The 26,136-nt window shown below is 60.8% G+C and carries 24 protein-coding genes; 13 read left to right on the top strand and 11 right to left on the bottom strand.

Going from position 1 to position 26,136, the window contains the following annotated elements:
• Positions 1–19 precede the first annotated feature (19 nt).
• The 3 genes from JBE38_RS16505 to JBE38_RS16495 all read left to right on the top strand — a co-directional run bounded on the left by JBE38_RS16505 (position 20) and on the right by JBE38_RS16495 (position 3,403).
• Positions 20–628, top strand: a complete 609-nt coding sequence (locus tag JBE38_RS16505) for a biliverdin-producing heme oxygenase (protein ID WP_060754237.1) — start codon at positions 20–22, stop codon at positions 626–628.
• Positions 629–723: 95 nt separating this feature from the next.
• Complete coding sequence (locus JBE38_RS16500) at positions 724–1,125, top strand: YbaN family protein (protein ID WP_060754238.1); 402 nt, start codon at positions 724–726, stop codon at positions 1,123–1,125.
• Between the two features lie 139 nt (positions 1,126–1,264).
• Positions 1,265–3,403, top strand: coding sequence for a methyl-accepting chemotaxis protein (locus JBE38_RS16495; RefSeq protein ID WP_090368810.1), 2,139 nt, complete (start codon positions 1,265–1,267; stop codon positions 3,401–3,403).
• A gap of 111 nt (positions 3,404–3,514) precedes the next feature.
• On the opposite strand, the gene JBE38_RS16490 is transcribed toward JBE38_RS16495, so the two are convergent.
• Complete coding sequence (locus JBE38_RS16490; protein WP_090368808.1) at positions 3,515–4,078, bottom strand: NAD(P)H nitroreductase; 564 nt, start codon at positions 4,076–4,078, stop codon at positions 3,515–3,517.
• A gap of 139 nt (positions 4,079–4,217) precedes the next feature.
• Here JBE38_RS16490 and JBE38_RS16485 point away from each other — a divergent pair, with 139 nt between their 5' ends.
• Genes JBE38_RS16485 through JBE38_RS16475 form a run of 3 tightly spaced genes read left to right on the top strand, consistent with a single transcriptional unit; the run spans position 4,218 to position 7,841 of the window.
• Positions 4,218–5,645: a di-heme oxidoreductase family protein gene (locus JBE38_RS16485; RefSeq protein ID WP_205344690.1), complete on the top strand. Its 1,428-nt coding sequence runs from the start codon at positions 4,218–4,220 to the stop codon at positions 5,643–5,645.
• 31 nt (positions 5,646–5,676) lie between these two features.
• The gene (locus tag JBE38_RS16480) at positions 5,677–6,741 is read left to right on the top strand and encodes an imelysin family protein (protein ID WP_060754242.1); all 1,065 of its coding nucleotides are present in this window, start codon (positions 5,677–5,679) and stop codon (positions 6,739–6,741) included.
• A gap of 2 nt (positions 6,742–6,743) precedes the next feature.
• Positions 6,744–7,841, top strand: coding sequence for a DUF1513 domain-containing protein (locus JBE38_RS16475; protein ID WP_205344761.1), 1,098 nt, complete (start codon positions 6,744–6,746; stop codon positions 7,839–7,841).
• Between the two features lie 66 nt (positions 7,842–7,907).
• Here the strand turns inward: JBE38_RS16475 and JBE38_RS16470 are convergent, their stop codons facing one another.
• The 5 genes from JBE38_RS16470 to colR all read right to left on the bottom strand — a co-directional run bounded on the left by JBE38_RS16470 (position 7,908) and on the right by colR (position 11,679).
• Positions 7,908–8,135, bottom strand: coding sequence for a hypothetical protein (locus tag JBE38_RS16470; RefSeq protein WP_205344689.1), 228 nt, complete (start codon positions 8,133–8,135; stop codon positions 7,908–7,910).
• Complete coding sequence (locus JBE38_RS16465; protein ID WP_060754245.1) at positions 8,132–8,851, bottom strand: lipopolysaccharide kinase InaA family protein; 720 nt, start codon at positions 8,849–8,851, stop codon at positions 8,132–8,134. Before JBE38_RS16465 ends, JBE38_RS16470 begins: the two co-directional genes overlap by 4 nt.
• 4 nt (positions 8,852–8,855) lie before the next feature.
• Positions 8,856–9,536: a class I SAM-dependent methyltransferase gene (locus JBE38_RS16460; protein WP_060754246.1), complete on the bottom strand. Its 681-nt coding sequence runs from the start codon at positions 9,534–9,536 to the stop codon at positions 8,856–8,858.
• Between the two features lie 189 nt (positions 9,537–9,725).
• Entirely contained in the window at positions 9,726–11,006 is a 1,281-nt protein-coding gene (locus JBE38_RS16455; protein ID WP_060754247.1) for a sensor histidine kinase, read from the bottom strand.
• Positions 10,996–11,679, bottom strand: a complete 684-nt coding sequence (gene colR, locus JBE38_RS16450; protein ID WP_060754248.1) for a two-component system response regulator ColR — start codon at positions 11,677–11,679, stop codon at positions 10,996–10,998. The genes JBE38_RS16455 and colR overlap by 11 nt, the downstream gene beginning before the upstream one ends.
• Before the next feature lie 205 nt (positions 11,680–11,884).
• Here colR and JBE38_RS16445 point away from each other — a divergent pair, with 205 nt between their 5' ends.
• From JBE38_RS16445 to JBE38_RS16430, 4 genes are all read left to right on the top strand, one after another.
• Complete coding sequence (locus tag JBE38_RS16445; RefSeq protein WP_060754431.1) at positions 11,885–13,834, top strand: LTA synthase family protein; 1,950 nt, start codon at positions 11,885–11,887, stop codon at positions 13,832–13,834.
• Between the two features lie 88 nt (positions 13,835–13,922).
• On the top strand, positions 13,923–14,621 hold the full coding sequence (locus tag JBE38_RS16440; RefSeq protein WP_205344688.1) for a response regulator transcription factor: 699 nt from the start codon (positions 13,923–13,925) through the stop codon (positions 14,619–14,621).
• Entirely contained in the window at positions 14,611–15,912 is a 1,302-nt protein-coding gene (locus JBE38_RS16435) for a sensor histidine kinase (RefSeq protein WP_090368797.1), read from the top strand. Before JBE38_RS16440 ends, JBE38_RS16435 begins: the two co-directional genes overlap by 11 nt.
• Before the next feature lie 86 nt (positions 15,913–15,998).
• The gene (locus JBE38_RS16430) at positions 15,999–17,426 is read left to right on the top strand and encodes a glycosyl hydrolase family 8 (RefSeq protein WP_090368795.1); all 1,428 of its coding nucleotides are present in this window, start codon (positions 15,999–16,001) and stop codon (positions 17,424–17,426) included.
• A 74-nt stretch (positions 17,427–17,500) separates the two neighbouring features.
• Here the strand turns inward: JBE38_RS16430 and groL are convergent, their stop codons facing one another.
• The 5 genes from groL to JBE38_RS16405 all read right to left on the bottom strand — a co-directional run bounded on the left by groL (position 17,501) and on the right by JBE38_RS16405 (position 22,135).
• Positions 17,501–19,147, bottom strand: coding sequence for a chaperonin GroEL (gene groL, locus JBE38_RS16425; protein ID WP_060754252.1), 1,647 nt, complete (start codon positions 19,145–19,147; stop codon positions 17,501–17,503).
• A gap of 50 nt (positions 19,148–19,197) precedes the next feature.
• Positions 19,198–19,491: a co-chaperone GroES gene (locus JBE38_RS16420; RefSeq protein ID WP_060754253.1), complete on the bottom strand. Its 294-nt coding sequence runs from the start codon at positions 19,489–19,491 to the stop codon at positions 19,198–19,200.
• 247 nt (positions 19,492–19,738) lie between these two features.
• A complete protein-coding gene (locus JBE38_RS16415) occupies positions 19,739–20,215 on the bottom strand; it encodes an FxsA family protein (protein WP_053257817.1) in 477 nt (158 codons plus the stop codon).
• 66 nt (positions 20,216–20,281) lie between these two features.
• A complete protein-coding gene (locus JBE38_RS16410) occupies positions 20,282–21,013 on the bottom strand; it encodes a HugZ family pyridoxamine 5'-phosphate oxidase (RefSeq protein ID WP_205344687.1) in 732 nt (243 codons plus the stop codon).
• A 114-nt stretch (positions 21,014–21,127) separates the two neighbouring features.
• Positions 21,128–22,135: a DUF481 domain-containing protein gene (locus JBE38_RS16405; protein WP_090368791.1), complete on the bottom strand. Its 1,008-nt coding sequence runs from the start codon at positions 22,133–22,135 to the stop codon at positions 21,128–21,130.
• Between the two features lie 192 nt (positions 22,136–22,327).
• On the opposite strand from JBE38_RS16405, the gene JBE38_RS16400 reads away from it, so the two are divergent.
• The 3 genes from JBE38_RS16400 to JBE38_RS16390 all read left to right on the top strand — a co-directional run bounded on the left by JBE38_RS16400 (position 22,328) and on the right by JBE38_RS16390 (position 26,133).
• The gene (locus tag JBE38_RS16400) at positions 22,328–22,642 is read left to right on the top strand and encodes an MGMT family protein (RefSeq protein WP_232965689.1); all 315 of its coding nucleotides are present in this window, start codon (positions 22,328–22,330) and stop codon (positions 22,640–22,642) included.
• A 43-nt stretch (positions 22,643–22,685) separates the two neighbouring features.
• A complete protein-coding gene (locus tag JBE38_RS16395; RefSeq protein ID WP_060754258.1) occupies positions 22,686–24,218 on the top strand; it encodes an AmpG family muropeptide MFS transporter in 1,533 nt (510 codons plus the stop codon).
• 199 nt (positions 24,219–24,417) lie between these two features.
• Complete coding sequence (locus JBE38_RS16390) at positions 24,418–26,133, top strand: proline--tRNA ligase (protein WP_060754259.1); 1,716 nt, start codon at positions 24,418–24,420, stop codon at positions 26,131–26,133.
• Positions 26,134–26,136 lie beyond the last annotated feature (3 nt).

Below are 26,136 nucleotides of genomic sequence, written 5' to 3'. Positions count from 1 at the left end.
CCTCTCAAGGACTTTTTCGATGACCGCTTCCCCTACCGCAGAACGCCCAAGCCTGCGCTCCCAGCGCCTGAACCAGATCACCCACGCCCCACACGCCCAGCTCGACGCGCTGGTCAAAGCCCACGCGCCATTCGAAACCCAGGCCAACTTCGCCCGTTTCGTAGTGGCGCAATACCTGTTCCAGTCGGAATTGGTGGCCCTGTACAACGACCCGCAACTGATCGAGATTTTCCCGGACCTGGCCGAGCGCTGCCGTGCCGAAGCCGCCAGGCTGGACTTGGGCGACCTGGACACCGACGTGCCGGCACCGGTCGCAGGCGCAGTGAAGAACCCCAGCAAAGCCCAAGCCTTGGGCTGGCTGTTCGTGTCGGAAGGCTCCAAGCTGGGAGCCGCGTTCCTGATCAAGCGCGCCGTGGGCCTGGGCCTGAGTGAAACCTTCGGCGCCCGTCACCTGGGTGAACCGGCCGGTGGCCGCGCCGAAGGCTGGAAGCGCTTTACCCGCACCCTCGACGGCCTGGAATTGAACGCCGAAGAAGAGGCCGCGGCAGAAAAAGGTGCAATCGATGCATTCGTGCGCTTCACCGTGCTGCTGGAACAGGCGTACGCTAGCGCCCCCGAACTGGCCTGACGCCTGAATTGAAATGCCATCAACCTGTGGGAGGGGCTTGCTCCCTCCCACAGCTAGATCTCATTGCGCCCTGATTTTCTGTGACCATCCCATCCATGACCGGCAAAACCCAATCCCCCTCGAAAATCGCCCGTATCCTGTTCGGCCTGCTGGCCTACGTCAGCCTGGGCATCGGGTTGGTGGCGATTGTCATACCGGGTTTGCCCACCACCGAATTCATCCTGCTCGCCGCCTGGGCCGCCACCAAAAGCTCGCCACGCCTCAGCGCCTGGCTGGAAAACCACCGGCTGTTCGGGCCGATCCTGTTTAACTGGCGCAATGGCAAGATCATCGCGCGTCGCGCCAAAGTCAGCGCCACGGTGAGCATGCTGTTGTGCGCGGGCCTGATGCTGGTGATGCTCGATCATGGCTGGCCGATCTACCTGGCGATTGCCGGAATGAGCCTAGGCAACTTGTGGATCTGGTCGCGTCCGGAACGCCTCGCAACCCCCGTCTAACGCTGCGTGTAGGGTTTTTCCTACCGCTCATCGCCTGCTCCTCATGAATCATCCGACTGCGCCGATGCTCCGGATATAGCGCCGAATGGATTTGGCTTGCCTTGCTTGCATTCCAACACATTCATTCACGAGTGAACCTATGTTCGACACCCTCTCCATTCGCTTGAAAATCGTGCTGCTGTCCGGCCTGTGTCTGTTGGGGGTGATCGCGCTGGTCGTGAGCCTCAACCTCTATAACACCCACCAAAACGACCAATTAGTCAGCGACTCAAGCTCGCGCATGCTCACCTCCAGCGTTGAGCAGTTGCTGCAAGCCAAGGCTGGCGAACAAGCCGCGCAATTGCAGAAAACCTTCAGCGACAGCCTGGTGGCCATTACCGCACTGGCTGACCAGATCAAGGACCTGCGCAACACCGGCGCCAAGCGCGGGCTGGAGGCTGGGGCATTGCGTGAAGAACTCAATCAGAGCCTGAAGACGGCCTTTGAGCGCAACCGTGGCGTGTTGGGTGTCTGGCTCTCGTTCGAACCCAATGCCCTGGATGGCAAAGACAGCGAGTTCATCGATGACAAGGCGCGGGTGTCCAACGAAAAAGGGCGTTTCTCCAGCTATTGGAGCCGCGCCGGCGGTGAAGGCTTGAACACCATCATGGTCGAAGAGGATCTGACCAAGACCACCCTCAACCTCAGTGGCATCCCCTACAACAGCTGGTACACCTGCCCACGAGACAGCCGCAACACCTGCCTGCTTGACCCCTACGAGGACACCGTGGCCGGTAAGCCGGTGCTGATGACCACCATTTCCCTGCCGCTGATCGTGGACGGCAAAGTCATCGGCGTGATCGGCGTCGACATCGCCCTCAACGCCTTGCAAGCCAACACCGACGCCGCGCAGAAAAGCCTGTTCAACGGCGCGGCGCACCTGGAATACCTCTCCAGCACCGGTTTGATCGCAGCCTACAGCGGTGAACCCGCCAAGGTCGGCAAGAACCTGATCGATACCCTGGGTGCGGAAGGCAAGGAGATCGTGCAACTGCTGGCCACCGGCAACCCAATGATCCGCGAACAGGACGACACGATTCGCGCCGTCTACCCGTTCAAACCGATTGCCGACGCCAAGAACTGGGGCGTACTCATCAAACTGCCCAAGAGCGTGATGCTCGCCGATAACATCAAACTGCAAGCGGTACTCGACGAAGCCCAGGCCAGCAGCCTGATCAAGACCTTACTGATCGCCGCCGCCGCCGCGCTGCTGGGCCTGCTGCTGATCTGGCTGACCGCCACCGGCGTCACCCGCCCGATCAACAACGTGGCAGCCATGCTCAAGGATATCGCCAGCGGCGAGGGTGACCTGACCCAGCGCCTGGCGTACGCCAAGAAAGATGAACTGGGCGAACTGGCGAACTGGTTCAACCGCTTCCTCGACAAGCTGCAACCGACCATCGCGCAGATCAAGCAAAGCATCGCCGAAGCCCGTGGTACGGCAGATCAGTCATCCGAGATTGCCCGCCAGACCAGCGAAGGCATGCAAGTGCAGTTCCGCGAAATCGACCAGGTGGCGACGGCGTCCAACGAAATGAGCGCCACCGCCCACGATGTAGCCAACAGTGCCTCCAGTGCCGCCAATGCGGCACGCGGGGCCGACCAGTCGGCGCGTGAAGGCATGTCGATCATCGAGCAGAGCACCCGCGACATCACCACACTCGCCGAAGAGGTCAGCAAGGCGGTGTCTGAAGTGGAAGCCCTGGCGGTGAACAGCGAGCAGATCGGTTCGGTGCTCGAGGTGATCCGCAGCATCGCCGAACAGACCAACCTGCTGGCGCTCAACGCCGCCATCGAAGCGGCGCGGGCCGGGGAAAGCGGCCGTGGTTTTGCGGTGGTGGCCGACGAAGTGCGCAACCTGGCTAAACGCACCCAGGACTCGGTAGAGGAAATCCGCCAGGTGATCGAGCGCATCCAGAGTGGCACCCGTGGCGTGGTGGCGACCATGCATTCCAGCCAGCACCAGGCCCAGAGCAACGCCGGGCAGATCCATCAAGCCGTGCAGGCTCTGGGCAAGATCAGCGATGCGGTGACGGTGATCAGCGACATGAACCTGCAGATCGCCAGCGCCGCCGAAGAGCAGAGCGCGGTGGCCGAAGAGGTCAATCGCAACGTCTCGGCGATCCGCACCGTGACTGAAGCTCTCACCGGCCAGGCGACCGAATCGGCGGCCATCAGCAGCCAGCTCAATGCGCTGGCCGGTCAACAGATGAAGTTGATGGATCAGTTCAAGGTCTGACCCCATGTGGGAGGGGGCTTGCTCCCGATGGCGGTATGTCAGTCAACTTATTGGTAGCTGACCCATCGCTATCGGGAGCAAGCCCCCTCCCACATTTAGATCTGTGACAACCTAAACACCGGTCCAGGCGCTGACAAACGGCGCCACATCTTCTTTCGGCGCCGTACGCGGCGGGTTCTGCGGGGTGCCCAGGTAGAGGAAGCCAATCACTTGCTCATCCGCCGTCAGCCCCAGGCCTTTGGCGACGTGGGCCGAGTAGGACAATTCGCCGGTGCGCCACACGGCGCCAATCCCTTGGGCATAGGCCGCCAACAGAATGCCATGAGCCGCACAGGCGGCTGCCAGCAACTGTTCGGACTTCGGCACCTTGAAGTGTTCCTGCAAGCGCGCAATCACCACCACGACCAACGGGGCACGCAACGGGCCGTTCTGGGCTTTGTCGATGACGGCTTGCGGAGCATCGGCATCTTGCAAGCGGGCGGCTTCGGCCAACAACGTGCCCATTTGCTCACGGGCGGCGCCTTCCACGGTGAGGAAACGCCATGGGCGCAACTGGCCATGGTCCGGCGCGCGCATGGCGGCGGCGAACAGCACATCGCGCTGCTCCTGGGTCGGTGCCGGCTCAAGCAAACGCGGCACGGAAACACGGTTGAGCAAAGCGTCGAGAGCCTGCATTGGCCACCTCCAGAAATAAATGTGCGGCCATTCTAGCGGGAATGAATCGGGTTCCACCAAACGATAATTGCTCTTATTCAATCCGCCCTGCCCTGTTAGACTTTGCGGCCTCATTTTCCGCCTTGTTCCAGGAAACTCGATGTTCCGTTCGTTTTTTCGCCTGTCGGCAGCGTTGATGGCCTTGAGCCTGACCGCCTGCGATGCCCCACCCAGGTTTACCCAGGCAGAGCCGGGGGAATCGCGGGCCGGCGGCGCGACGACGGTGAACAAGCGCGACCAGAATGCGTTTTCCCTGCCCTCAGCCAACCTGGCGCCGAGCCGTCGTCTGGACTTCAGCGTCGGCAACAGTTTTTTCCGCAGCCCATGGGTGATCGCACCGTCCACCACCACCGCGCGTGATGGCCTGGGGCCTTTGTTCAACACCAACGCCTGCCAGAACTGCCATATCAAGGACGGCCGTGGGCACCCGCCGCTGCCCGACGCGCCGAATGCAGTATCGATGCTGGTGCGCCTGTCGATTCCGCCTGCGCCGATCGATGCCAAGCTTATCGAGCAACTCGGCGTGGTGCCCGAGCCTGTCTACGGCGGGCAATTGCAAGACATGGCCGTGCCGGGCGTGGTCCCCGAAGGCAAGGTGCGGGTGGACTACACGCCGGTCAACGTCAGCTTCAAGGACGGCACGGTGGTTGAGTTGCGTAAGCCCAACTTGCAAATCACCCAGCTCGGCTACGGGCCGATGCATCCAGATACACTTTTTTCAGCGCGAATCGCACCGCCGATGATCGGCCTGGGCCTGCTCGAAGCCATCAGCGACGCCGACATCCTGCGCAACACCGACGCGAAAACCGCCGACCAGGAAGCCCTCGTCGGCCGCGCCAACTGGGTGTGGGACGATGCCCAGCGCAAGACCGTCCTCGGGCGTTTCGGCTGGAAAGCCGGGCAACCCAACCTTAATCAACAAAATGTTCACGCGTTCTCTGGTGACATGGGCCTCACCACGTCCCTGAGACCCTTTGATGATTGCACGGATGCCCAGATTGCCTGCAAACAGGCCCCCAACGGCAATGGCCCCGATGGCGAGCCGGAAGTCAGCGATAACATCCTGCGCCTGGTGCTGTTTTACACGCGCAACCTTGCGGTCCCCGCACGCCGTGACATCAATACGCCACAGGTGCTGGCCGGCAAAAACCTGTTTCACCAGGCCGGTTGCCAGGGGTGCCATAAACCGACGTTCACCACGTCCGCCTCTGCGTCCGAACCCGAACTGGCCAACCAGACGATCCGTCCCTACAGCGACCTGCTGCTGCACGACATGGGCGAAGGTCTGGCTGACCAGCGTAGCGAATTCAAGGCCGGGGGCCGCGACTGGCGCACACCCCCGTTGTGGGGCATTGGCCTGACGCAAACCGTGAGTGGCCACACCCAGTTTTTACATGACGGCCGCGCCCGCAACCTGCTCGAAGCCGTGCTGTGGCATGGCGGTGAAGCACAGGCGGCGCAACAACAGGTGTTGTCTTTCAACGCCGAGCAGCGCGCCGCGTTGCTGGCGTTCCTGAATTCTCTATAAGCTTCGCCCCAATTACAGAAGGGAGCTCTACATGTTCCGTCCCAAGTTGTTGTTCACCAGCCTGGCCGCACTCGCTCTCGGCGCCTGCTCGCCCCAGGACCCGCAAGCAGTGACCTCGGCGGCCATCGCCAAGCAAGTCATCCTGCCGACCTACAGCCGCTGGGTTGAAGCCGACCGCCAACTGGCCGTCAGCGCCCTCGCCTATTGCCAGGGCAAGGAAAGCCTGGACACCGCCCGCGCCGACTTCCTCCACGCACAAAAAGCCTGGGCCGAGTTGCAACCGCTGCTGGTCGGCCCGCTGGCCGAGGGCAACCGTTCGTGGCAGGTGCAGTTCTGGCCGGACAAGAAAAACCTGGTGGGCCGCCAGGTCGAACAACTGGTCAGCGCCCAGCCGCAGATCGACGCCGCTGCCCTGGCCAAGTCCAGCGTCGTGGTACAGGGCCTGTCGGCCTACGAATACATCCTCTACGACGCCAAGACCGACGTCGCCGATCCAGCGCAAAAGGCGCGCTACTGCCCACTGCTGGTGGCGATCGGCGAGCGCCAGAAAAGCCTCGCCGAAGAGATTCTCGCCAGCTGGAACAGCACCGACGGCATGCTCGCGCAGATGACCAAGTTTCCCAACCAGCGCTACGCCGATTCCCACGAAGCCATCGCCGACCTGCTGCGTGCCCAGGTGACCGCGCTGGACACCCTGAAAAAGAAACTCGGTACGCCGATGGGCCGCCAGGCCAAAGGTATCCCGCAACCGTTCCAGGCTGACGCATGGCGCAGCCAGTCGTCCCTGCAAAGCCTGGAAACCAGCCTGGCCGCCGCGCAAACCGTCTGGGTGGGGGTCGACAACAAGGGCCTGCGCAACCTGCTGCCGTCGGAGCAAAAGCCGCTGGCCGACAAGATCGACGCCGCCTATGCCGCCGCCCTGAAACTGTTCGCCAGCAACCAGCGCACCCTCAGCGAGTTGTTGAACGATGACGCCGGGCGCCAGCAGCTCAATGACCTCTACGACAGCCTCAACGTGGTCCATCGCCTGCACGAAGGTGAGCTGGCCAAGGCGTTGGGCATCCAGCTGGGCTTCAACGCCAACGACGGTGACTGATGATGCTCAGGCGACAGGCTTTGGCGATTGGCAGCGTGCTGCTCAGCGCGCTCACGTTGGGTGGCTGGACGCTATTCAAGCAAAAGGGCAAAAGCCCACTGCTGCTCTCGGCACGCGATGATGCCGAGGGCAAGCACTACGCGGTCGGTTTCCGCCTGGATGGCAAGCAGGTGTTTGCCACCCAGGTCGGCCAACGCTGCCACGACATCATCAACCACCCGGCGCTGCCGATTGCGCTGTTTGTGGCCCGCCGCCCGGGCACCGAGAGTTATCTGATCGACCTGCGTGATGGCGCGTTGCTGCAAACCATCACCTCGAACGCCAACCGCCACTTCTATGGCCACGCGGTGATTCACCAGAGCGGCGAATGGCTGTATGCCACCGAGAACGACACCTCCGATCCCGGTCGTGGCCTGCTCGGTGTTTACCGGTTCGAAGGTGAGCGCCTGGTGCACAACGGTGAGCTCTCCACCCACGGCATCGGCCCGCACCAGGTGTCGTGGATGCCCGACGGCGAAACCCTGGTGGTGGCCAACGGCGGTATTCGCACCGAAGCCGAAAGCCGGGTGGAGATGAACCTCAACGCCATGGAGCCGAGCCTGGTGCTGATGCGCCGCGATGGCACGCTGATCAGCAAGGAAACCCTCGGCCAGCAGATGAACAGCGTGCGCCATATGGGCATCGCCAACGATGGCACTGTCCTCACCGGGCAACAATTCATGGGGCCTTCCCACGAACGCTCGGAACTGCTGGCGATCAAGCGGCCGGGGCAACCGTTCGTGGCGTTCCCGGTGGCCGATGAGCAATTGCAGGCCATGGGGCACTACACCGCCAGCGTCGCGGTGCACAGCCAATTGCGCCTGGTGGCGCTGACTGCGCCACGGGGCAATCGGTTTTTTATCTGGGATATCGACAGCGGTGAGCTGCGCCTGGACGGCCCTTTGCCCGACTGTGCCGGCGTGGGGGCAGTGGCGGATGGCTTTGTCGTCACCTCCGGCCAGGGACGCTGCCGGTTCTACGATTGCCGTCAGAACCCATTGGTCGCCACCCCCTTGGAGTTACCGGCGGGGCTTTGGGATAACCACCTGCATCTGATTTGAAGGCAAAAAAAAGGGCCTCGCATCGCAAGGCCCTGTTTCGGGGGGGTGAATTTTTTAAGGTTCATCTCAACTCTGTGGCCTCATCCCTTGAGACATCCCGAACATGAACAACAGCAGATCATGATCGGGCCTTGCCTTTACGTTCGCCTTGGCGACACGCGGTAACAGGCATTGCCCGTTACCGTCCACCGCACTGAGCACTTGTGTATGAGGTTGCTCCCACGCAGCCAGGGCTAGGGCTGCAACACCCAACGCGCCGACCAGAAACAAACCTCGTGCTATTTCTAGCTTCATCTGGTTAAACCCTTGATAGCGCTGCCAAACGCCGTCTCGTAAAAGTAGCTGAGTTTTTTCCAGTCGGCATCGCTCCACGACGAATGGCGACGCAGTTGCAGCATGTCGTGGGAAGCGGCCCGATAGGCGGTCAAACGCTGGCGACACTTCTCGAAGTCCAGCAGCGCAACTTCCACATTGGCCGAATCACCTTCGCCCGTTACCCGCACGAAGATGTGCTTGATATACAGGCAACCGTGCTGCCAACGGCCCTTGTGCATGCGCGCCAGGGTGCCGGCCAGTTCCTTGAGCAGGCGCTCATGAACAAGCTCGCCGTACTGTTCGCGGCCGCCGGCGGCATACCAGTTTTCAATCTCGTCGAAACCGTCCAGGGACGCCGTGACCAGCAGTGCTTTCCATCGGTGTTCCGGGTCGCGACGTGCCTCGCAAAACACCAGCTCCGGTACGCGTACATCGAGTAAACGCAAGCCCTTGAGGGCGTCACGCTCACGTAGCACGGTCGGGCGTCCGAACGGGTGAAGCCAACTGCGGTAGATGTGCCCGGTCTGGCGTTTGCTGTAGAGCAAGCGCCCATTGGGGCTGATGACCCGCTGCACACCACTTTCACCGCCACGCCGACGATTGGGTTCCTCGACCCATTCCCCTTTCAGGCGCCAGAAATAATCAAACCGCTCCTCGGGAGCTACATGACTACCTGCTACGCACTCAACTGCCATCCTGTCACCTCTTACGCAATACATAGACTCGCCACATGGCATAGAGCGGCATGAAGTCCAGGGATTCCTGAACACGGAAACCGGCCTGCTCAAATTCTGCCTCGACAGTAGCCGCCGGTAACACAAACCGATTTTGGTAACCTTCCTGCTCACCTCTTTCGCGACGCCGGGACTCGGCGCGCTTGCGTCTCCAGGCCTTGAAGTTGCCATCGACCCACAGCGAGAGGATCACGCTGTCGCGCGTCACACGCTGAAACTCCTGCAATATCGCCAGCCTATGCTCCGGATCACCAATGTGGTGCATCAAGCGCATGCAGAAAATGCTGTCGACCGAGTTGTCCGGCAAATCGATATCAAAGGCCGATGTCTGCAAAGTGCGTACCCGTTTCACCACGTCCGCCGGTTGGGCGACTGTGGCGACCTTCAACATCGATGCCGAATTATCAGCGCCGATAATCACACGGTTGGGTTTTTCGGCCAGTAATGGCCAGAAGCGCCCGGCGCCGCAGGGCAGGTCCAGGACCAGCCCAGGCTCACCGGCCATGGCCAGCGCACCGCGCGCCAATTGCTCGTCGCGTTTGTGGGACAACCGGCGAGCCAGATTGTCCTGATGCTTGAGCAAATAATTTTGCGCGTGTTGGTCGTCGTACTTTTCGGAAAATTCGAGCTTGATCGGGGAAGGCATCTAAACATCTCCAGTTGCTGATGCCTACAACCTTAAGCAGCAAACTGTGAGCGACAGGTCAACTGGTTGTGAAAAACTTGTCCTGTCCAACCCCATACATTTCAAGACTTTACAGACACAAACGGTGGCCTGGGGCCATCTTCGCCGAAAAGCACGCTAACTGCCGCAGCATAGCGGCAGGCTGGCGAGTCAGGGTTTGACCTGGCTCAACTCGACATGAAAGCGGCAGCCGTTGGGCTCCATGGTGCTCAGGCTGACGCTCCAGCCTTGGCTCTCGCAGATGCGTTGCACCAGCGACAAACCCAATCCCAGGCCCTCACCGCGCTTCTCGCTGCCACGCACAAAAGGCTCGAACATCGCTTCACGTTTTTCTTCCGGTATACCGACGCCGGAGTCTTCGACGATAAAACCGCTCGGCTCCAGGGTGAGGCGGATAAACCCTTGCTCGGTGTAATGCAGCGCGTTGCGCAGCAAGTTACCCATCACCGCATGCAAGAACGTGGTGTTGTAGCGGGTCGCCAAGGGGTTGCCAGGAATGTAGATCAACTCAAGCCCTTTTTGCTCGATGGGCTCGCGCCAGATACCGAGCAAGTCATCGGCCACCTGTTTGAGATTGACCTGCGGCGACATGGCAGCATCATCATGTTTGGCACGGGCGAGCATCAGGAAGGTTTGCACCAGCTCGCGCATTTCCTCACTGGCGCGGGCGATGCGCTCGACCTGGGCACGGCCGCGCTGATCAATCGCCGGGTTCTCCAGCAACAGTTCGCAGGAAGTCGCCAACACCATCAAGGGTGTGCGCAATTCATGGCTCACGTCGCTGGTAAACAACTGCTCACGGGACAACGCCTGACGCAAGCGGCCGAGCGTGGCATCGAAAGCCACCGCCAGTTCACCCACTTCATCAGCCGCATAATCCGGGGCCAACGGCGGCGCCAGGCCCAGCAACTGGTCACGATGGCGTACCTGGCGGGCCAGGCGTACCACCGGTGCCATCACCTTGCGGGCCAACACCCAACCCAGGAACACCGCCAGCGCCAGGCTGAGCACGAACCCCACCAGCACCACCGCAAACAACACGCGCTCACGCTCTTCAAAGTCGCTCTGGTCTTGCAGCAGGACATAGCGCCGACCGTCAACCACTTCGACCATGGCGTGGTACGACAGCGCTTCGCGAAACACCTCATGAAAGCCTGGGTCCAGGTGTCGCAAATCCTTGGGCAGTTCGAAATCGCCGCGCCCACCGCTGAAATAGAACAACTGGTCCGGCTCCGGCCGGTGGCTCCAGTCTTCGACGCTGTCCATCAATAGCAACCGTTGCAGGTCGCCACCCAGGCCCGCCGAGATCAGTTTCTCTTCCACCAGGTGCACCGTCGCAACAATGCCCATGGCGAAAGCCCCCGCCACCAGCGCGCTCATCAAGGCAAAGGCGATGATGATCCGCTGGGCAAGGCTTTGCTTAAACTCCATCACGCCCCTCGGCCAGGCGATAACCGACGCCGTGCACCGTCTGCAGCAATGGCTTGGCGAAAGGTTTATCGATCACCTGGCGCAACTGGTGAACGTGGCTGCGCAGGCTGTCGCTGTCCGGGCAGTCATCGCCCCACAGGGCTTCTTCGAGCACTTCGCGGCGCAACACATGCGGACTCTTCTGCATCAGCACCGCCAGCAACTTCAGGCCCACCGGGTTGAGCTTGAGCAGGCGCCCTTCGCGGGTGACTTCCAGGGTATCGAGATCGTAGTACAAGTCGCCCACCTGCAAGGCGCGACGACCACCGCCCTGGGCGCGGCGCAGCACAGCTTCAATGCGCGCAGCCAATTCGGACAAGGCGAACGGCTTGAGCAGGTAATCATCGGCACCCGACTTGAAGCCCTGCAACCGGTCATCCAACTGATCGCGGGCAGTGAGCATGATCACCGGTGTGTCACGGCGCGCGTCTTCGCGCAGGCGTTTGCACAAGGTGTAGCCATCAATGCCTGGCAGCATGATATCGAGCACGATCAGGTCGTAATGCTCGGTGGCCGCCAGGTGCAGGCCCGACAAACCGTCCTGCGCGCAGTCAACGGTATAGCCCTTGAGCCCCAGGTAGTCCGCCAGGTTGGCCAGAATATCGCGGTTGTCTTCAACCAATAGAATTCGCATGAGCAGTGTCTCCGTACTGTCGTGCCAGCCGTGCTGGCTCGCGCAGCTTAAGGCCTGGCGTGGCTCAGGGATAGACCTGTCGGACTTATCGATTAATCTTCTCAACCAACTTTATGATCTAATGAGTTTTTCACTATAGATTCACAGGCCGCCAATAAGGCCTGGCCGAAGATCATCGCCCATTAATAGAAGGATTATGCTGGACATGGGGTTTCTCAAAACCGCGCCTATGCGCTACCTGCTGCTCGTCACCGGCGCATGGTTGGTTATTTTCCTGCTCACCCGCAGCGTCCTGCTACTGACTCACCTGAGTGAAGTCGGAGGCAACGTACTGCCGGTGTTTGGCGTGGGCTTGCTGTACGACTTGGGCTTCCTGACCTATGCAGCCTTGCCGCTGGGCCTGTATTTGCTGCTTTGCCCACCGGGGCTGTGGCGCCGTCGCGGCCATCGCTGGTTCCTGCAAGCGGTGTTGACGGTCAGCCTGTTCGCCATGTTGTTTACCTCGGTGGCCGAATGGCTGTTCTGGGACGAGTTCGGCGTGCGCTTCAACTTTATCGCCGTGGATTACCTGGTGTATTCCGACGAGGTGCTGAACAACCTGCTGGAGTCTTATCCGATCGGCAAGTTGCTCAGCCTGTTGGCGATGCTGGCGGTGGTGCTGAGCGTGGCACTGCGCAAACCCTTCAACGCCGCCTTGAATGCACCGCTGCCGCCGATGCGCGGCCGCTTGCTGAGCGCCTTGAGCCTGTTGATCGCCGCCGGCCTCAGCCTGCAACTGATCAGCCAGGACAGCCCGCGTACCCAGGGCGGCAACGCCTACAAGAACGAACTGGCGAGCAATGGCCCGTATCAGTTTTTCGCGGCATTTCGCAATAACGAGCTGGACTACACGCAGTTCTACAAGAGCCTGCCAACCGAGGTGGTCGCCCAGCAGCTACGCACCGAACTCAGCGAGCCCAACGCGCGCTTTATCGGCAAAGACCCGCTGGATATCCGCCGTGCCATCGAGAACCCCGGCACCTTGCGCAAGCCCAATATCGTGCTGGTGACCATCGAAAGCTTCAGCGCCAAATACATGGGCAGCAACGGTGATGGGCGCAACCTTACGCCCAACCTCGATGCGCTGCGCAAGCAAAGCCTGTACTTCAATAACTTCTATGCCACCGGTACGCGTACCGACCGTGGCCTGGAAGCCATCACCCTGGCCATTCCGCCAACGCCAGGGCGCTCGATCGTCAAGCGCATAGGGCGGGAAAGCGGCTTTGCCAGCCTGGGTCAACAACTCAGCGCCATCGGCTACGACAGTGTGTTTGTCTATGGCGGGCGTGGTTACTTCGACAACATGAACGCGTTCTTCAGCGGCAACGGTTATCGGGTCGTGGACCAGAGCAGCGTGGCCGAATCGGATATCTCGTTTAAAAATGCCTGGGGCATGGCCGACGAAGACCTCTACCGGCAGACCCTGAAACTGGCCGATGCCGACTACGCCAAGCAGCAGCCGTTTCTACTGCAATTGATGACCACCTCCAACCATCGCCCCTACACCTACCCGGACGGGCGTATTGATATCAAGTCCGGCAAGGGCCGAGACGGTGCGGTCAAATACACCGACTACGCCATCGGCCAGTTCCTTGAGGCCGCACGCCAGAAGCCCTGGTTCGATAACACGATCTTCGTGTTCGTCGCCGACCACACGGCCGGCAGCGCGGGCAAGGAAGACTTGCCGATCACCAACTACCAGATCCCCCTGTTCATCTACGCCCCGAAATTGATCGAGGCACGGGAAACCGCGCAACTGGCCAGCCAGATCGACTTGGCGCCCACCTTGCTGGGCCTGCTCAACCTGAGCTACGAGTCCACCTTCTTTGGTCGCAACCTGTTGCAAGACAGTCCATTGCCACCGCGTGTGGTGGTCGGCAACTACCAGCACCTGGGGTTGTTCGACGGCAAGGACCTGGCGATCCTCAGCCCGCGCCAAGGGTTGCGTCGCCATGATCAGGCACTGGGTGAAAGCCAGGAGTTACGCGTGGGCAGCGATGATCCGTTGATCCAGCGGGCGATCACCTACTATCAAGCTGCCAGCTACGGTTACACACAACAACTGCTCGGCTGGAAAGCCCCCAAGAACGCGGCACCGGCGCTCACCGCCGACTGATAAACCCACGAAGTGCGCGTCCCGCCCTTGCCTCCTCCCAGGCAAGGGCGTAACACTTGCGGCCTTGCTTCGGCGACGGCCCTTTTTCATGTCCGACACCCTCCTGCTGATTGAAGACGACCGCCCACTGGCCGCGTTGACGGCCGAGTTCCTGCGCGCCGAAGGTTTTACCGTTGCGGTGGAGCACCGTGGCGATCATGCAGCCCAGCGCATTCTCGATGAACAGCCGGCGCTGTTGATCCTGGACGTGATGTTGCCGGGTATCGACGGCTTCACTCTGTGTCGACAGATTCGTGATCACTACCCCGGGCTGATCCTGATGATGACGGCATTGGATGAAAACGCCGAACAATTGACCGGCTTCGATGTGGGCGCGGACGACTATGTGGTCAAGCCCGTCGACCCGCTGCTGTTGCTGGCGCGTATCCGCTCACTGCTGCGCCGCCGTCCGCAAACGCCCCGCGCCACTTACCAATGGGGTAGTTTCCGATTGGACTTGAACAGCCATTTCGCTTGGCTCAAAGAAACCCCTTTGCAGTTTTCGGTGGCCGAGTTCGAATTGCTGGCGATTTTCGCCCGCCATTGCGGCGTGTTGCTGACCCGCGAAAAACTCCTCCAGAGCCTGCGGGGCCTGGAGTACGACGGGGTCAACCGCTCCATCGATATGCGCGTGTCGCGCCTGCGTAAAAAGCTGATGAACCTGGCTTGCCCGGTGACCATCCAGACGATCACGGCCCAAGGCTATCTCTTTGTCGAAATCCCACCGGACGGCCAAGATGCTGTCTAAAGTGCGCCCCTGGATGGCCGTCGTGGCGGGCACCGCTTGGGCGGCCTTGACGTGTTATCTGTTGTGGCTGTGCGCCAACGCTTCGGTGTTTGTCGGTGAAGACAGCTTTCTACGCTTGATGGCCGGGCCGGGCTACCTAGTGGCCGAGCAGCTCAAGGCCTTGCCGGCCGACCAACGCGAATCGCACATGGACACCTTGCGCGCACATTTCCAGTACCCGGTGGCACTGGTCGCGCTGGATGACGTCGAGCTGCCGCCGGAAGCCTTGGTGATGTTGGAACATCAACAGCCGGCGCTCAATAGCGACGAAGACATCACCTACTTCCCGCTGGACGACGACACCGTGATCCAGTTCGGCCCCATGTGGGGCACGGCTGAGGTCGATGACCTGCTGAAATTTCCGATTTACTGGATAACAGCAGGCGTCGCCGGCCTGCCGGTGTTACTGCTGCTCTGGCTCGGCTTACGCGCACACAGCCGGCGCACCAGCGAACTGGGCAAGCTCAATGCCTGCCTCGGTACACTGGCGCACACGCCGAATGTGATGTTGCCCGCGATGGGCAAGGAATGGGCGCCGTTGCTGCAGACGCTGCAACAACATGCCCAGGCCATCAGCGCCATGGGCGAACGCCACCGCGAAGTCTCCCAAGCGGTGTCGCATGAACTGCGCACGCCCCTGGCACGCATGCGCTTTGCCCTGACCCTGCTGGGCAAAAGTGACGACCCGCCGACACGCACCCGACTTCAGGAGCGCTTGCTCACCGACGTCGAAGAACTGGAAGCCTTGGTGCGGGCCAGCCTGGCTTTCGCACGAATGGCCGGTTCTGCGTCAGACCTGCATTACGAGCCCATCCGCATTCGCGAGTGGCTGCATCAGGAATTTGCCTTGCTGGACGGACATCAGCGCCACCTGAGCCTGGAGACCGACCCACCGGAGCTGGAGCTGATCGGCGACCGTGCGCTGTTGCACCTGATCGTGCGCAACCTGCTGAGCAACGCCATCACCTATGCCCGCGACCAGGTGTGTGTCAGCGCGGCCTACCATGGCCAACACCATCTGATACTGCACGTCGACGATGACGGCCCTGGCGTCGTCGCGGAAAACCGTGAAAAAATCTTCGAGCCTTTCGTACGGCTGGCCATGGGCGGTGACGCTCCAGGCGGCTTCGGCCTTGGCCTGGCGCTGGCCAAACGGGCGACGCAGTGGCACCGCGGTGAACTATCGGTGGCCCGCAGCCCACGGGGGGGCGCACGCTTGAGTCTGGTCCTGCCGCTGCGCCCACCTCAGTAGCGCAGCGCGTGTTACAGCCTGTGACAGCGAACAGTTCGTATCGCCCGTAACCTCGCCACCTGAATTCCAGGTTGGAGAGCCCGCCCATGCGTCCCCCGAAAAAGCACCTTTACCGGCTGATGGGGTCATTGTGCATTGCCGCCAGCTCATTGTTCGTCAGCGATGCCTGGGCTTTTGCCCAAGCGGCGCCTTACCACGCCGGCTCGATCAAGCCGAACCACCTGCCCCAGGCGGTCATGGACCAGCAACTGACCCGGTTCTACACAGAATGGAAGGCGCTTTACCTGTCCGCCGAATGCGGCAACGGGCGCTATTTCATCAAGGTCAATGCCGACGGCAAGCCGGTGGGCGGCGGCACCGCCCCGCACACCATTACCGTATCCGAAGCCCACGGCTATGGCATGCTGCTCAGCGTGATGATGGCCGAGCAGGACCCGGACGCGCAGCAGATCTTTGACGGCATGGTGCGCTATTTCAAAGACCACCCGGCCAAATCCGATCCCGGGTTGATGGCCTGGAACCAGGTCGAAGGCTGCGGCAACTCCACTGGCCGGTTCCGCGGCAACGCCAGCGCCACCGACGGTGACCTGGATATCGCCTACGCCCTGCTGCTGGCTGACCAGGCGTGGGGCAGCCAAGGTGCGATTGACTACCGCAGCCAAGCCAACCAAGTGCTGGCGGCGATCATGCACCATGAGGTACACCCGCGAACCCATCATCTGCTGCTCGGCGACTGGGCCGGCACCGATGGCGATTCCGAGCTTGAATACGCCACCCGCAGCTCGGACTTCATGCAGTCGCACCTCAACAGTTTTTTTGCGATGACCGGTGACAGGCGTTGGCTGGCTGTTCGTGACAAAACCTACTCGATCATCCACACCTTCACCGAGCGCTACAGCGCAGGCAGCGCCCTGCTGCCGGACTTCATCAGCCACCTCGACACCTCAATCACACCCGCCCGCGCCGACCTGCTGGAAGGCAAGCACGACGGCGATTACGCGTGGAATGCGGCCCGCTACCCGTGGCGGGTCGGCCTGGATTACCTGATGTACGGCGACGCACGCGCACTGGAGGCCCTGACTCCGTTCAACCACTGGGCGCGCACAATCACCGGCGATCAGCCCGCCGCTTTCAACAACGGCTACCGGGTCGATGGCAGCGTATTCGACGAAGACCAGGATGACCCGGTGTTTATTTCCGCCTTGGGGGTCAGCGCCATGATCAGCCCCGGCAACCAGCCATGGCTCAATAACATCTGGGACAACCTGCAACACCGTCCACTCAAGGCCCATGACTACTACGCCAATACCCTCAAGTTGCTGGGGATGGTGGTCATGTCCGGCCACTGGGAACGGCCCAGGCCTGCGCCCCCTGAAAGAACCGCGCACCTGCCTGTTCATCAGCCGCTCGACCAAGCTCTATCGCAACCCATGGCCCTCATGTCGAGTACCCGACTGACCTTGGCACGGGGGTTCACGTTCAAGAAACTGCTGAGGCGCCGCTCAATAGGCTGAGCGCCGGCGCTGCATAAAAAAACCCCGCCTGCATCACTGCAGGCGGGGTTTTTCAGGTGCCGGGTAAGGCTGGCTTACATCATGCCGCCCATGCCACCCATGCCGCCCATGTCTGGCATACCGCCGCCAGCTGCGCCTTCTTTCTTCGGTGCATCAGCGATAGCCGCTTCGGTAGTCAGGATCAGACCGCCGATGGAGGATGCCGCTTGCAGCGCGGAACGGGTTACCTTGGTTGGGTCCAGGATGCCCATTTCGATCATGTCGCCGTATTCGCCAGTAGCAGCGTTGTAACCGTAGTTACCTTTGCCGTTCTTGACTTCGTTGACCACAACGCTCGGCTCGTCGCCGGAGTTGGCAGCGATCTGACGCATCGGAGCTTCAACAGCGCGACGCAGAACAGCGATACCGACATTCTGGTCAGCGTTGTCGCCGGTCAGGCCAGTCAGGGCTTCCAGCGCGCGGATCAGCGCAACGCCACCGCCAGGTACCACGCCTTCTTCGACGGCTGCGCGAGTTGCGTGCAGGGCGTCTTCAACGCGGGCTTTCTTCTCTTTCATTTCAACTTCGGAACCAGCGCCAACCTTGATTACTGCAACGCCGCCGGACAGCTTGGCCAGACGCTCTTGCAGTTTTTCACGGTCGTAGTCCGAGGAAGTTTCAGCAACCTGGGCACGGATCTGAGCAATACGGGACTCGATGTCGCCGTCAACGCCAGCACCGTCAACGATGATGGTGTTTTCCTTGGAGATGGTCACGCGCTTGGCGCTACCCAGGTTTTCCAGGGTGGCGCTTTCCAGGCTCAGGCCGATCTCTTCGGAGATAACGGTACCGCCGGTCAGGACGGCGATGTCCTGCAGCATGGCCTTGCGACGGTCGCCGAAGCCCGGTGCCTTGACGGCTGCGACTTTGACGATGCCACGCATGTTGTTCACAACCAGCGTCGCCAGGGCTTCGCCTTCAACGTCTTCGGAAATGATCAGCAGTGGGCGGCCGGCTTTGGCAACGGCTTCCAGCACTGGCAGCATTTCGCGGATGTTGGAGATCTTCTTGTCGACCAGCAAGATCAGCGGGCTGTCCAGCTCGGCAACCATGGTGTCCGGCTTGTTGACGAAGTACGGGGACAGGTAGCCACGGTCGAACTGCATGCCTTCTACAACCGACAGTTCGTTTTCCAGGCCGGTGCCTTCTTCAACGGTGATCACGCCTTCTTTACCGACTTTTTCCATGGCTTCGGCAATGATGTCGCCGATGGAGCTGTCGGAGTTGGCGGAGATGGTACCTACCTGAGCGATAGCCTTGGAGTCAGCGCAAGGCTTGGACAGGTTCTTCAGCTCTTTGACGATGGCGATGGTCGCCTTGTCGATACCGCGCTTCAGGTCCATCGGGTTCATGCCGGCAGCGACGGCTTTCAGGCCTTCGTTGACGATCGACTGAGCCAGAACGGTGGCGGTGGTGGTGCCGTCGCCTGCGTCATCGTTGGCACGGGAGGCAACGTCTTTGACCAGCTGCGCGCCCATGTTTTCGAAACGGTCTTCCAGTTCGATTTCTTTGGCGACGGAAACGCCGTCCTTGGTGATGGTCGGAGCGCCGAAGCTCTTCTCGATGATCACGTTACGGCCTTTCGGGCCCAGGGTCGCTTTTACCGCGTCAGCCAGGACGTTGACACCGGTGAGCATTTTCTTGCGGGCGGAATCGCCGAATTTAACTTCTTTAGCAGCCATGATCGATATTCCTTAAATTCTTTGGAGTAACGGAAAAATGAGCGGGGAAATCAGGCTTCCAGTACGGCGAGAATCTCGTTCTCAGCCATTACCAGGAGGTCTTCGCCGTCAACTTTCACAGTGTTGCTACCGGAGTAAGGGCCGAAAACAACCTTGTCACCGACTTTAACGGCCAGCGCACGTACTTCACCGTTTTCCAGAGTCTTGCCTGGGCCCGCAGCGACGATCACACCGTGGTTGGCTTTTTCAGCAGCCGAACCTGGCAGAACGATACCGCCAGCGGTTTTCTTTTCTTCTTCGCTGCGACGGATTACGACGCGGTCGTGCAGAGGACGAAGCTTCATTGTCGATCTCTCCTAATTGTGTTTTTCATCGGCCGGTATCAATTCCGGCGGGTTAAATTCCGGCGGAGCCGGTCGCGGTTCGCAAAGCAAACCGCTGAAGTCTGTCTGGTGTCGCCACCAGAAACCTTGCGGTGACCGTTACATAAGGGCGCCTGGGCTTATTACAAGGGGCCATGAATGAAATTTTTTATGTCTACGGTCGGGTAAAAGCAACACGGCACCCGAAGGTGCCGTGCCGATAAAGCGCTTATTTGGAGTCGCGGTGTTCGAACTCGCCTTCGATCACGTCACCTTCACGCCCCAGGGGCTGGCGCGGAGCCGGACCGCCACGGGGTTGCAGGTCATCGGCGAAGGCACGCTGGCGAATCGCAGCCTCTTCGGCACGCTGGCGCATCTTGCCGGCCAGCAGCTTGCGGGTGAACGGCAGCAGCATGACCAGACCGACCACGTCGCTGATAAAGCCCGGCAGGATCAACAGGCCACCGGCCAGGGCCATCATCAAGCCTTCGAGCATGGTCTGGGCCGGCAACTCGCCGCGATTCAGGCTTTCACGGGCACGCAGGGCCGTAGCCAGGCCCGCGACGCGCAGCACCAGGACGCCGAGCATCGAGCCGGCAATAATCAGCAACAACGCCGGGAAAAACCCGATTGCGCTGCTGACTTGAACGAATACGAACAGCTCCAGCACCGGGAACAGCAGAAAGAGCAATAAAAAAGGGCGCATCAAATGGTTCCTCAACGCAAGAATGCCTTGCTAGTCCACCTTAGATGACGTCGCCATTTCGTGAATTCAAGCGCCGGCCGCTGCTTTTTTCGGCCAGACCTCGGCGTGAGCCAATGAAACCAAGGCCTCGCGCACTTGTGTCGGAGTATTACAAGACTCGGCAAACGGCAGCCAATGCAACGCTTGGCCGATGCGCAAGTGCATGCCTTCACTGTCGATACCGACCAGTTGCGCAGGCTCGGACGTCGGCAAACCGGCCAGGTCGACGTAATGGGCAATCGCCTTGGTGTGATCGCTGTTCATGTGCTCGATCATGCTGCGCTCAGCCTTGCCCGCGAAGGGGTTGGTCAGGGTCAACTGGTCGACCCAGTGAATCGCGCCAAAACCACCGATATAACGGTGGCGTACCGGCTTGAGTACCCAGAAATCAAAATCATGGGCCTTGTGGTAGTTGGCCGATTCGGGGAAGTAGCGGTAATAACGTTCGGCCGCCGCGTCGATCGCCGCCTGATCGTCCAGTTGCTCGGCTTCGGCCAGGTAGGTCAGGCGCCCGACGGCCTGCACATCATCGGCCTCGCGCTCACCCACCAGCAGCGAGCATTTCGGGTCCTTGTGCAGGCTATGGGTGTGCTGGGCGATGCGGCTGATCAGGATCAGCGGGCGGCCCTGCTCGTCCAGGCAATAAGGCACGACCGAACCGAAAGGGAAGCCGGGCATGGCTTTGGACAGTGTGGAGAGAGCCCCACGGTATTCCTTGAGCAACAGCTCTCGGGCGTTCTTGGCAACGTGCGCGCTCAACGTATGACTCCTTGGGTATTCGGTCGCCCATGGCACATGGGAATGGATCTCAACACAAGGTAATCAATATCCGCGCAGGTTGCCAGCGCCGCCCTGGCCGCTTTGCCGTGTGGGTTACCAGGCCACGCCAAAGCCCGCAGTGTAGCGCGTCTTGCTCAAACTGCTTTCCGAATCGCCACTGATAATGTCGCGCTCGGCCTTGAGATTGAGCGAAGCCCACTCGGTGACTTTGTAGCGCAGGCCCATTTGCGCATCCACGGAGTATTCGGACGGCCCGGCCAGCGGCTTGCCCAATTCACCGCTGGTGAAGAACTCAACGGTCTTGCCCACCAGGTAGCGGTTGTAGTTCCACTTCATGGCCAGGGAGTAGAAGTTGTCCTTGCCGCCGTCGGCGTATTCGTAATCGGTGCGGTTGACCAGGGAACCGAGGGAGAATGCGCCCAGCTCATCATCCCAGAACTGGTAGCCGGGGCCGGTACCCACGGTGCGTTGCCGCGCCAGGTCTTCCACCTTGTCGCGCTTGTAGGTCAGGCGGCCCTGCCAGAACCAGTGTTCGGTGATGAAACGGTCCAGGTCATATTCCAGGGCCCAGTTGTCGGTGGTGGTGACGTCGTCCTGGAACTCGCGGTTGTACTCACCCTTCCCGGTATGGCGCCACTGGCCGTGACGGGCGGTGGTCTTGAAGTCGATGTCGTAATCGTTGGTGTCTTTGTCGGCACGCTTGTAGTCCAGCGCCAGGTCGACATTGCCCTTCCACACCAGGTCCTCGATCACCGGCTTGGGTTTGATGATCTGCTGGATGCTCGCCAGGTCCACGGTCTTGGGCGCTTCACCGTTGGCCAGGACTACCTTTCCATCGTCTGCGGCCTTCAGCGACTTGGCTTTCTCACCGGTATAGGCATCCTGCTTGACCAGCAATTCCTGATCGCTCTCCAGGGTTTTCACCTGCTTCCAGTCCACCGGGATCGAGCCGGCGTAGTCTGTCTGGATCAGCAGTTTGCCGCCGTCAAAGACTTTGATCTTGCCGGTCAGCCGGTCGCCGTTCTTCAACCACACGGTGTCGGCGAGCAAAGGGGTGGAGGCGCTTAAAACAGCAAGGCACAGCAGGGTTCTGGACAACATAAGCAGATTCGGGGCTCGAGGTTGGCGAAAAAAGGGCGCTATCGTGTTAGATAGCTACGACTGACTCAAGGATTTATATTGAGTTCAATTCTCATCGCCATGTTTACAGACGTTTCTTACAAATACGCGAAGATCTCAACGGATATATCCACAGTGAATCCACCTGCCGATACGCCGCAAAACCCCGCCGAGATGCGCCGTACCGCGCTCTACCTGACGCTGGCGCAAGTCCCGCAAGGTTGTGTCGTGAGTTACGGCGAATTGGCGCGCCTGGCCGGCCTGGGTCGGGCAGCACGCTGGGTGGGACGTACCCTCAGCCAACTGCCCGAAGACACTCGATTGCCCTGGCATCGCGTGCTGGGCGCCGGTGGTCGGATAAGTCTGCCGGTGGGCAGTGCTTCAGGTGACGAACAACGTGCGCGTTTACGCAGCGAAGGTGTCAGCATCCTGAACAATCGCGTTGATATTCAGCGTCATGGCTGGCGCCCGGTAGAGCACAGCGGTTAGAGTGCGCGCTTTGTTTCCGCAAATCTGAGGCAGATTCCAGCCCATGCCCCGTAAAACCTGGCGCGCCGCGCTCGCCGCCTATGCCAGCCCTTCGACGTTGGTGCTGTTGTTGCTCGGCTTCGCCGCCGGCTTGCCTTACATGTTGGTGTTCTCGACGCTTTCCGTATGGCTGCGCGAGGCCGGTGTGGCCCGCGAGACCATCGGTTATGCGAGCCTGATCGGCTTGGCCTACGCCTTTAAATGGGTCTGGTCACCGCTGCTCGACCAATGGCGCCTGCCGCTCCTCGGAAAACTGGGGCGCCGCCGTTCGTGGCTGGTGCTTGCCCAGTCGCTGGTGATCCTCGGATTGATTGGCATGGGGTTCTGCGACCCGCAAAAACACCTGTCCTGGTTGATCGCCATTGCGGTGATCGTGGCCTTCGCCTCGGCCACCCAGGACATCGCCGTAGATGCCTATCGCCTGGAAATCGCCGACGACAGCCGCCAGGCCGCACTGGCCGCCAGCTACATGTCCGGTTATCGCATTGCGGCGTTGCTGGCCACAGCCGGCGCGCTGTTCTTTGCCGAAGGTTTCGGCTCTACCGGCTTCAACTATAAGCATTCGGCCTGGACCGGCACCTATGTCATGTTCGGCGTGCTGATGATCCCGGCACTCCTGACCACCTTGTTCATGCGCGAACCCGATGTGCCGCTGCGTACCCAACTGCAGGCCGGCCGCTACAGCTTCTCGCACCAACTGGTCTCGGTATTCGTCTTGATCGTGCTGCTGGTGTCGGTCCCGGCGATGTTCACCCAGCTGTACAACACCGATTTCGCCAGCGTGCTGTTCCACGGCGTCACCCTGTGGGAGCTGTTGATGGAAGATCGCGCCTTCCTGCGTGCCATCCTCTATATCCTGCTCACCACCCTGTGCCTGTCGACCATGGGCCGCCGCGGCCTGGCGCCGGTGCTGACACCGGTCAACGACTTTATCCTGCGCTACCGTTGGCAGGCGTTGCTGCTGCTCGGGCTGATCGCGACCTATCGCATGTCCGACACCGTGATGGGCGTGATGGCCAACGTGTTCTATATCGACCAGGGCTTTACCAAGGACCAGATTGCCGGGGTCAGCAAGATCTTCGGCCTGATCATGACCCTGCTCGGCGCCGGCATGGGCGGCCTGCTGATTGTGCGTTTCGGTATCTTGCCGATCCTGTTTATCGGCGGCGCGGCCTCGGCTGCGACCAACCTGCTGTTCGTGATGCTGGCCGATATGGGCCCGGACCTGCAGATGCTGATCTTCACCATTTCCCTGGATAACTTCAGCTCGGGCCTGGCCACTTCGGCGTTTGTCGCCTATCTGTCGAGCCTGACCAACCTCAAGTTCTCCGCCACCCAATATGCGCTGCTCAGTTCGATCATGCTGTTGCTGCCGCGCCTGATTGGCGGGTACTCCGGCGTGATGGTGGAGAAGTTCGGTTATCACAACTTCTTTATCATCACCTGCCTGTTGGGTGTACCGACGTTGTTCCTGATTGCGTTGCACTGGTTTCAGGAAAGTCGACGGGCGCGGTTGAGTCCTCCAGTAGAAGACTGACAAGCACTCCGTGGCGAGGGCGCTTGCCCCCGGTGGGGTGCGCAGCGCCCTCAAAAAAAAGCGGGCGACTGCTGCGCAGTCGAACGGGAGCAAGCTCCCTCACTACAGACAGCCCTTTATTCTGATACCTGTACGGCGGCGGCTCACGCCCGTACAATCCCAAGTCATTTCAAGTCCAAGCAACCGACAACGGCCTACCATGCGTACCAGTCAATATTTGCTCGCCACACAGAAAGAAACGCCTTCCGACGCGGTTGTGATCAGCCATCAGTTGATGCTGCGCGCCGGCATGATCCGCAAACTGGCCTCCGGCCTGTACACCTGGCTGCCCATGGGCTTGAAGGTGATGCGCAAGGTCGAAGCCATCGTTCGTGAAGAAATGAACGCCGCCGGATCTCTGGAAGTGTTGATGCCGAGCACCCAACCGGCTGAGCTGTGGCAGGAATCCGGGCGCTGGGAAGAGTATGGCCCTGAGTTGCTGCGCTTCAAGGATCGCCATGGTCGCGACTTCTGCGCCGGCCCGACCCACGAAGAAGTGATCACCGACCTGATGCGCAACGAGCTGAGCAGCTACAAGCAGCTGCCGCTGAACCTGTATCAGATCCAGACCAAATTCCGTGACGAAATCCGCCCACGCTTCGGTTTGATGCGCGGCCGCGAATTCATCATGAAGGACGCCTATTCGTTCCACGCCGACCAGGCGTCCCTGCAGGTCACCTACGACCGCATGCACACGGCCTATTGCAACGTGTTCACGCGCCTGGGCCTGAAGTTCCGCCCGGTTGAAGCCGACAACGGCTCCATCGGCGGTGCCGGCTCCCATGAGTTCCATGTGCTGGCCGAGTCCGGCGAAGACGATATCGTATTCAGCAACGGTTCGGACTACGCGGCAAACATCGAGAAAGCCGAAGCCGTGCCACGCGAAACCTCGCGCCCGGCACCGACTGAAGAACTGCGCCTGGTGGACACCCCGGACACCAAGACCATCGCGGCCCTGGTGGAGAAATTCAATCTGCCGATTGAAAAGACCATCAAGACCCTGATCGTGCGCGCCGAAGAAGAAGGCAAGCTGATTGCGCTGGTGATCCGTGGCGACCACGAACTCAACGAAATCAAGGCGGCCCAGCAACCTGGCGTCGCCAGCCCACTGGTCATGGCCACCGATGCCGAACTGCGCGACGCGATTGGCGCCGGCGCCGGCTCGCTCGGCCCGCTGAACCTGCCGCTGCCGATCATCATCGACCGCTCGGTCGAGCTGATGAGCGACTTCGGTATTGGCGCGAACATCGACGACAAGCACTACTTTGGCGTGAACTGGGAACGTGACCTGCCGGTTCCGACCGTGGCTGACCTGCGCAACGTTGTTGCCGGCGACCCAAGCCCGGACGGCAAGGGCACCCTGGAAATCAAGCGCGGCATCGAAGTCGGGCACATCTTCCAGCTGGGCAACAAGTACAGCAAGGCGATGAAGTGCGAAGTGCTGGGCGAGAACGGCAAGCCGATCACCCTGGAAATGGGCTGCTACGGCATTGGCGTGTCGCGCGTGGTGGCCGCGGCCATCGAGCAGAACAACGACGACAAAGGCATCATCTGGAGTGACGCCCTTGCGCCGTTCCAGATCGCCCTGGTGCCGCTGCGTTATGAAACCGAGCAAGTACGCGAAGCCACCGACAAGCTGTACGCCGAACTGACGGCGGCCGGTTTTGAAGTGCTGCTGGATGACCGGGACAAGAAGACCAGCCCGGGCATCAAGTTCGCCGACATGGAGCTGATTGGCATCCCGCACCGGATCGTGGTCAGTGACCGCGGCCTGGCTGATGGCAATCTGGAATACAAGAGCCGGACCGAAGCCGAAGCCCAACCGTTGCCGGTGGCTGACGTGCTGTCTTTCCTTCAGGCGCGTATTCGTCGCTGAAAA

Origin of the sequence: Pseudomonas sp. ICBG1301 (genome assembly GCF_016918385.1) — a bacterium.
In the GTDB taxonomy this organism is placed as follows: Bacteria; Pseudomonadota; Gammaproteobacteria; order Pseudomonadales; family Pseudomonadaceae; genus Aquipseudomonas; species Aquipseudomonas palleroniana.
Note: the sequence above shows the minus strand (reverse complement) of the source record. Positions and strands in the feature narration are given on the sequence as shown.

Excerpts from the sequence above, each read along its gene's own strand:
- JBE38_RS16390 (WP_060754259.1), top strand. The coding sequence starts at position 24,418 with ATGCGTACCAGTCAATATTTGCTCGCCACACAGAAAGAAACGCCTTCC.
- colR (WP_060754248.1), bottom strand. The coding sequence starts at position 11,679 with ATGCGAATTCTATTGGTTGAAGACAACCGCGATATTCTGGCCAACCTG.
- JBE38_RS16445 (WP_060754431.1), top strand. The coding sequence starts at position 11,885 with ATGGGGTTTCTCAAAACCGCGCCTATGCGCTACCTGCTGCTCGTCACC.
- JBE38_RS16485 (WP_205344690.1), top strand. The coding sequence starts at position 4,218 with ATGTTCCGTTCGTTTTTTCGCCTGTCGGCAGCGTTGATGGCCTTGAGC.
- JBE38_RS16470 (WP_205344689.1), bottom strand. The coding sequence starts at position 8,135 with ATGAAGCTAGAAATAGCACGAGGTTTGTTTCTGGTCGGCGCGTTGGGT.
- JBE38_RS16480 (WP_060754242.1), top strand. The coding sequence starts at position 5,677 with ATGTTCCGTCCCAAGTTGTTGTTCACCAGCCTGGCCGCACTCGCTCTC.
- JBE38_RS16465 (WP_060754245.1), bottom strand. The coding sequence starts at position 8,851 with ATGGCAGTTGAGTGCGTAGCAGGTAGTCATGTAGCTCCCGAGGAGCGG.
- JBE38_RS16495 (WP_090368810.1), top strand. The coding sequence starts at position 1,265 with ATGTTCGACACCCTCTCCATTCGCTTGAAAATCGTGCTGCTGTCCGGC.
- JBE38_RS16405 (WP_090368791.1), bottom strand. The coding sequence starts at position 22,135 with ATGTTGTCCAGAACCCTGCTGTGCCTTGCTGTTTTAAGCGCCTCCACC.
- JBE38_RS16440 (WP_205344688.1), top strand. The coding sequence starts at position 13,923 with ATGTCCGACACCCTCCTGCTGATTGAAGACGACCGCCCACTGGCCGCG.
- JBE38_RS16455 (WP_060754247.1), bottom strand. The coding sequence starts at position 11,006 with ATGGAGTTTAAGCAAAGCCTTGCCCAGCGGATCATCATCGCCTTTGCC.
- JBE38_RS16505 (WP_060754237.1), top strand. The coding sequence starts at position 20 with ATGACCGCTTCCCCTACCGCAGAACGCCCAAGCCTGCGCTCCCAGCGC.
- JBE38_RS16415 (WP_053257817.1), bottom strand. The coding sequence starts at position 20,215 with ATGCGCCCTTTTTTATTGCTCTTTCTGCTGTTCCCGGTGCTGGAGCTG.
- groL (WP_060754252.1), bottom strand. The coding sequence starts at position 19,147 with ATGGCTGCTAAAGAAGTTAAATTCGGCGATTCCGCCCGCAAGAAAATG.
- JBE38_RS16475 (WP_205344761.1), top strand. The coding sequence starts at position 6,744 with ATGCTCAGGCGACAGGCTTTGGCGATTGGCAGCGTGCTGCTCAGCGCG.
- JBE38_RS16400 (WP_232965689.1), top strand. The coding sequence starts at position 22,328 with ATGCGCCGTACCGCGCTCTACCTGACGCTGGCGCAAGTCCCGCAAGGT.
- JBE38_RS16500 (WP_060754238.1), top strand. The coding sequence starts at position 724 with ATGACCGGCAAAACCCAATCCCCCTCGAAAATCGCCCGTATCCTGTTC.
- JBE38_RS16460 (WP_060754246.1), bottom strand. The coding sequence starts at position 9,536 with ATGCCTTCCCCGATCAAGCTCGAATTTTCCGAAAAGTACGACGACCAA.
- JBE38_RS16430 (WP_090368795.1), top strand. The coding sequence starts at position 15,999 with ATGCGTCCCCCGAAAAAGCACCTTTACCGGCTGATGGGGTCATTGTGC.
- JBE38_RS16435 (WP_090368797.1), top strand. The coding sequence starts at position 14,611 with ATGCTGTCTAAAGTGCGCCCCTGGATGGCCGTCGTGGCGGGCACCGCT.
- JBE38_RS16395 (WP_060754258.1), top strand. The coding sequence starts at position 22,686 with ATGCCCCGTAAAACCTGGCGCGCCGCGCTCGCCGCCTATGCCAGCCCT.
- JBE38_RS16420 (WP_060754253.1), bottom strand. The coding sequence starts at position 19,491 with ATGAAGCTTCGTCCTCTGCACGACCGCGTCGTAATCCGTCGCAGCGAA.
- JBE38_RS16490 (WP_090368808.1), bottom strand. The coding sequence starts at position 4,078 with ATGCAGGCTCTCGACGCTTTGCTCAACCGTGTTTCCGTGCCGCGTTTG.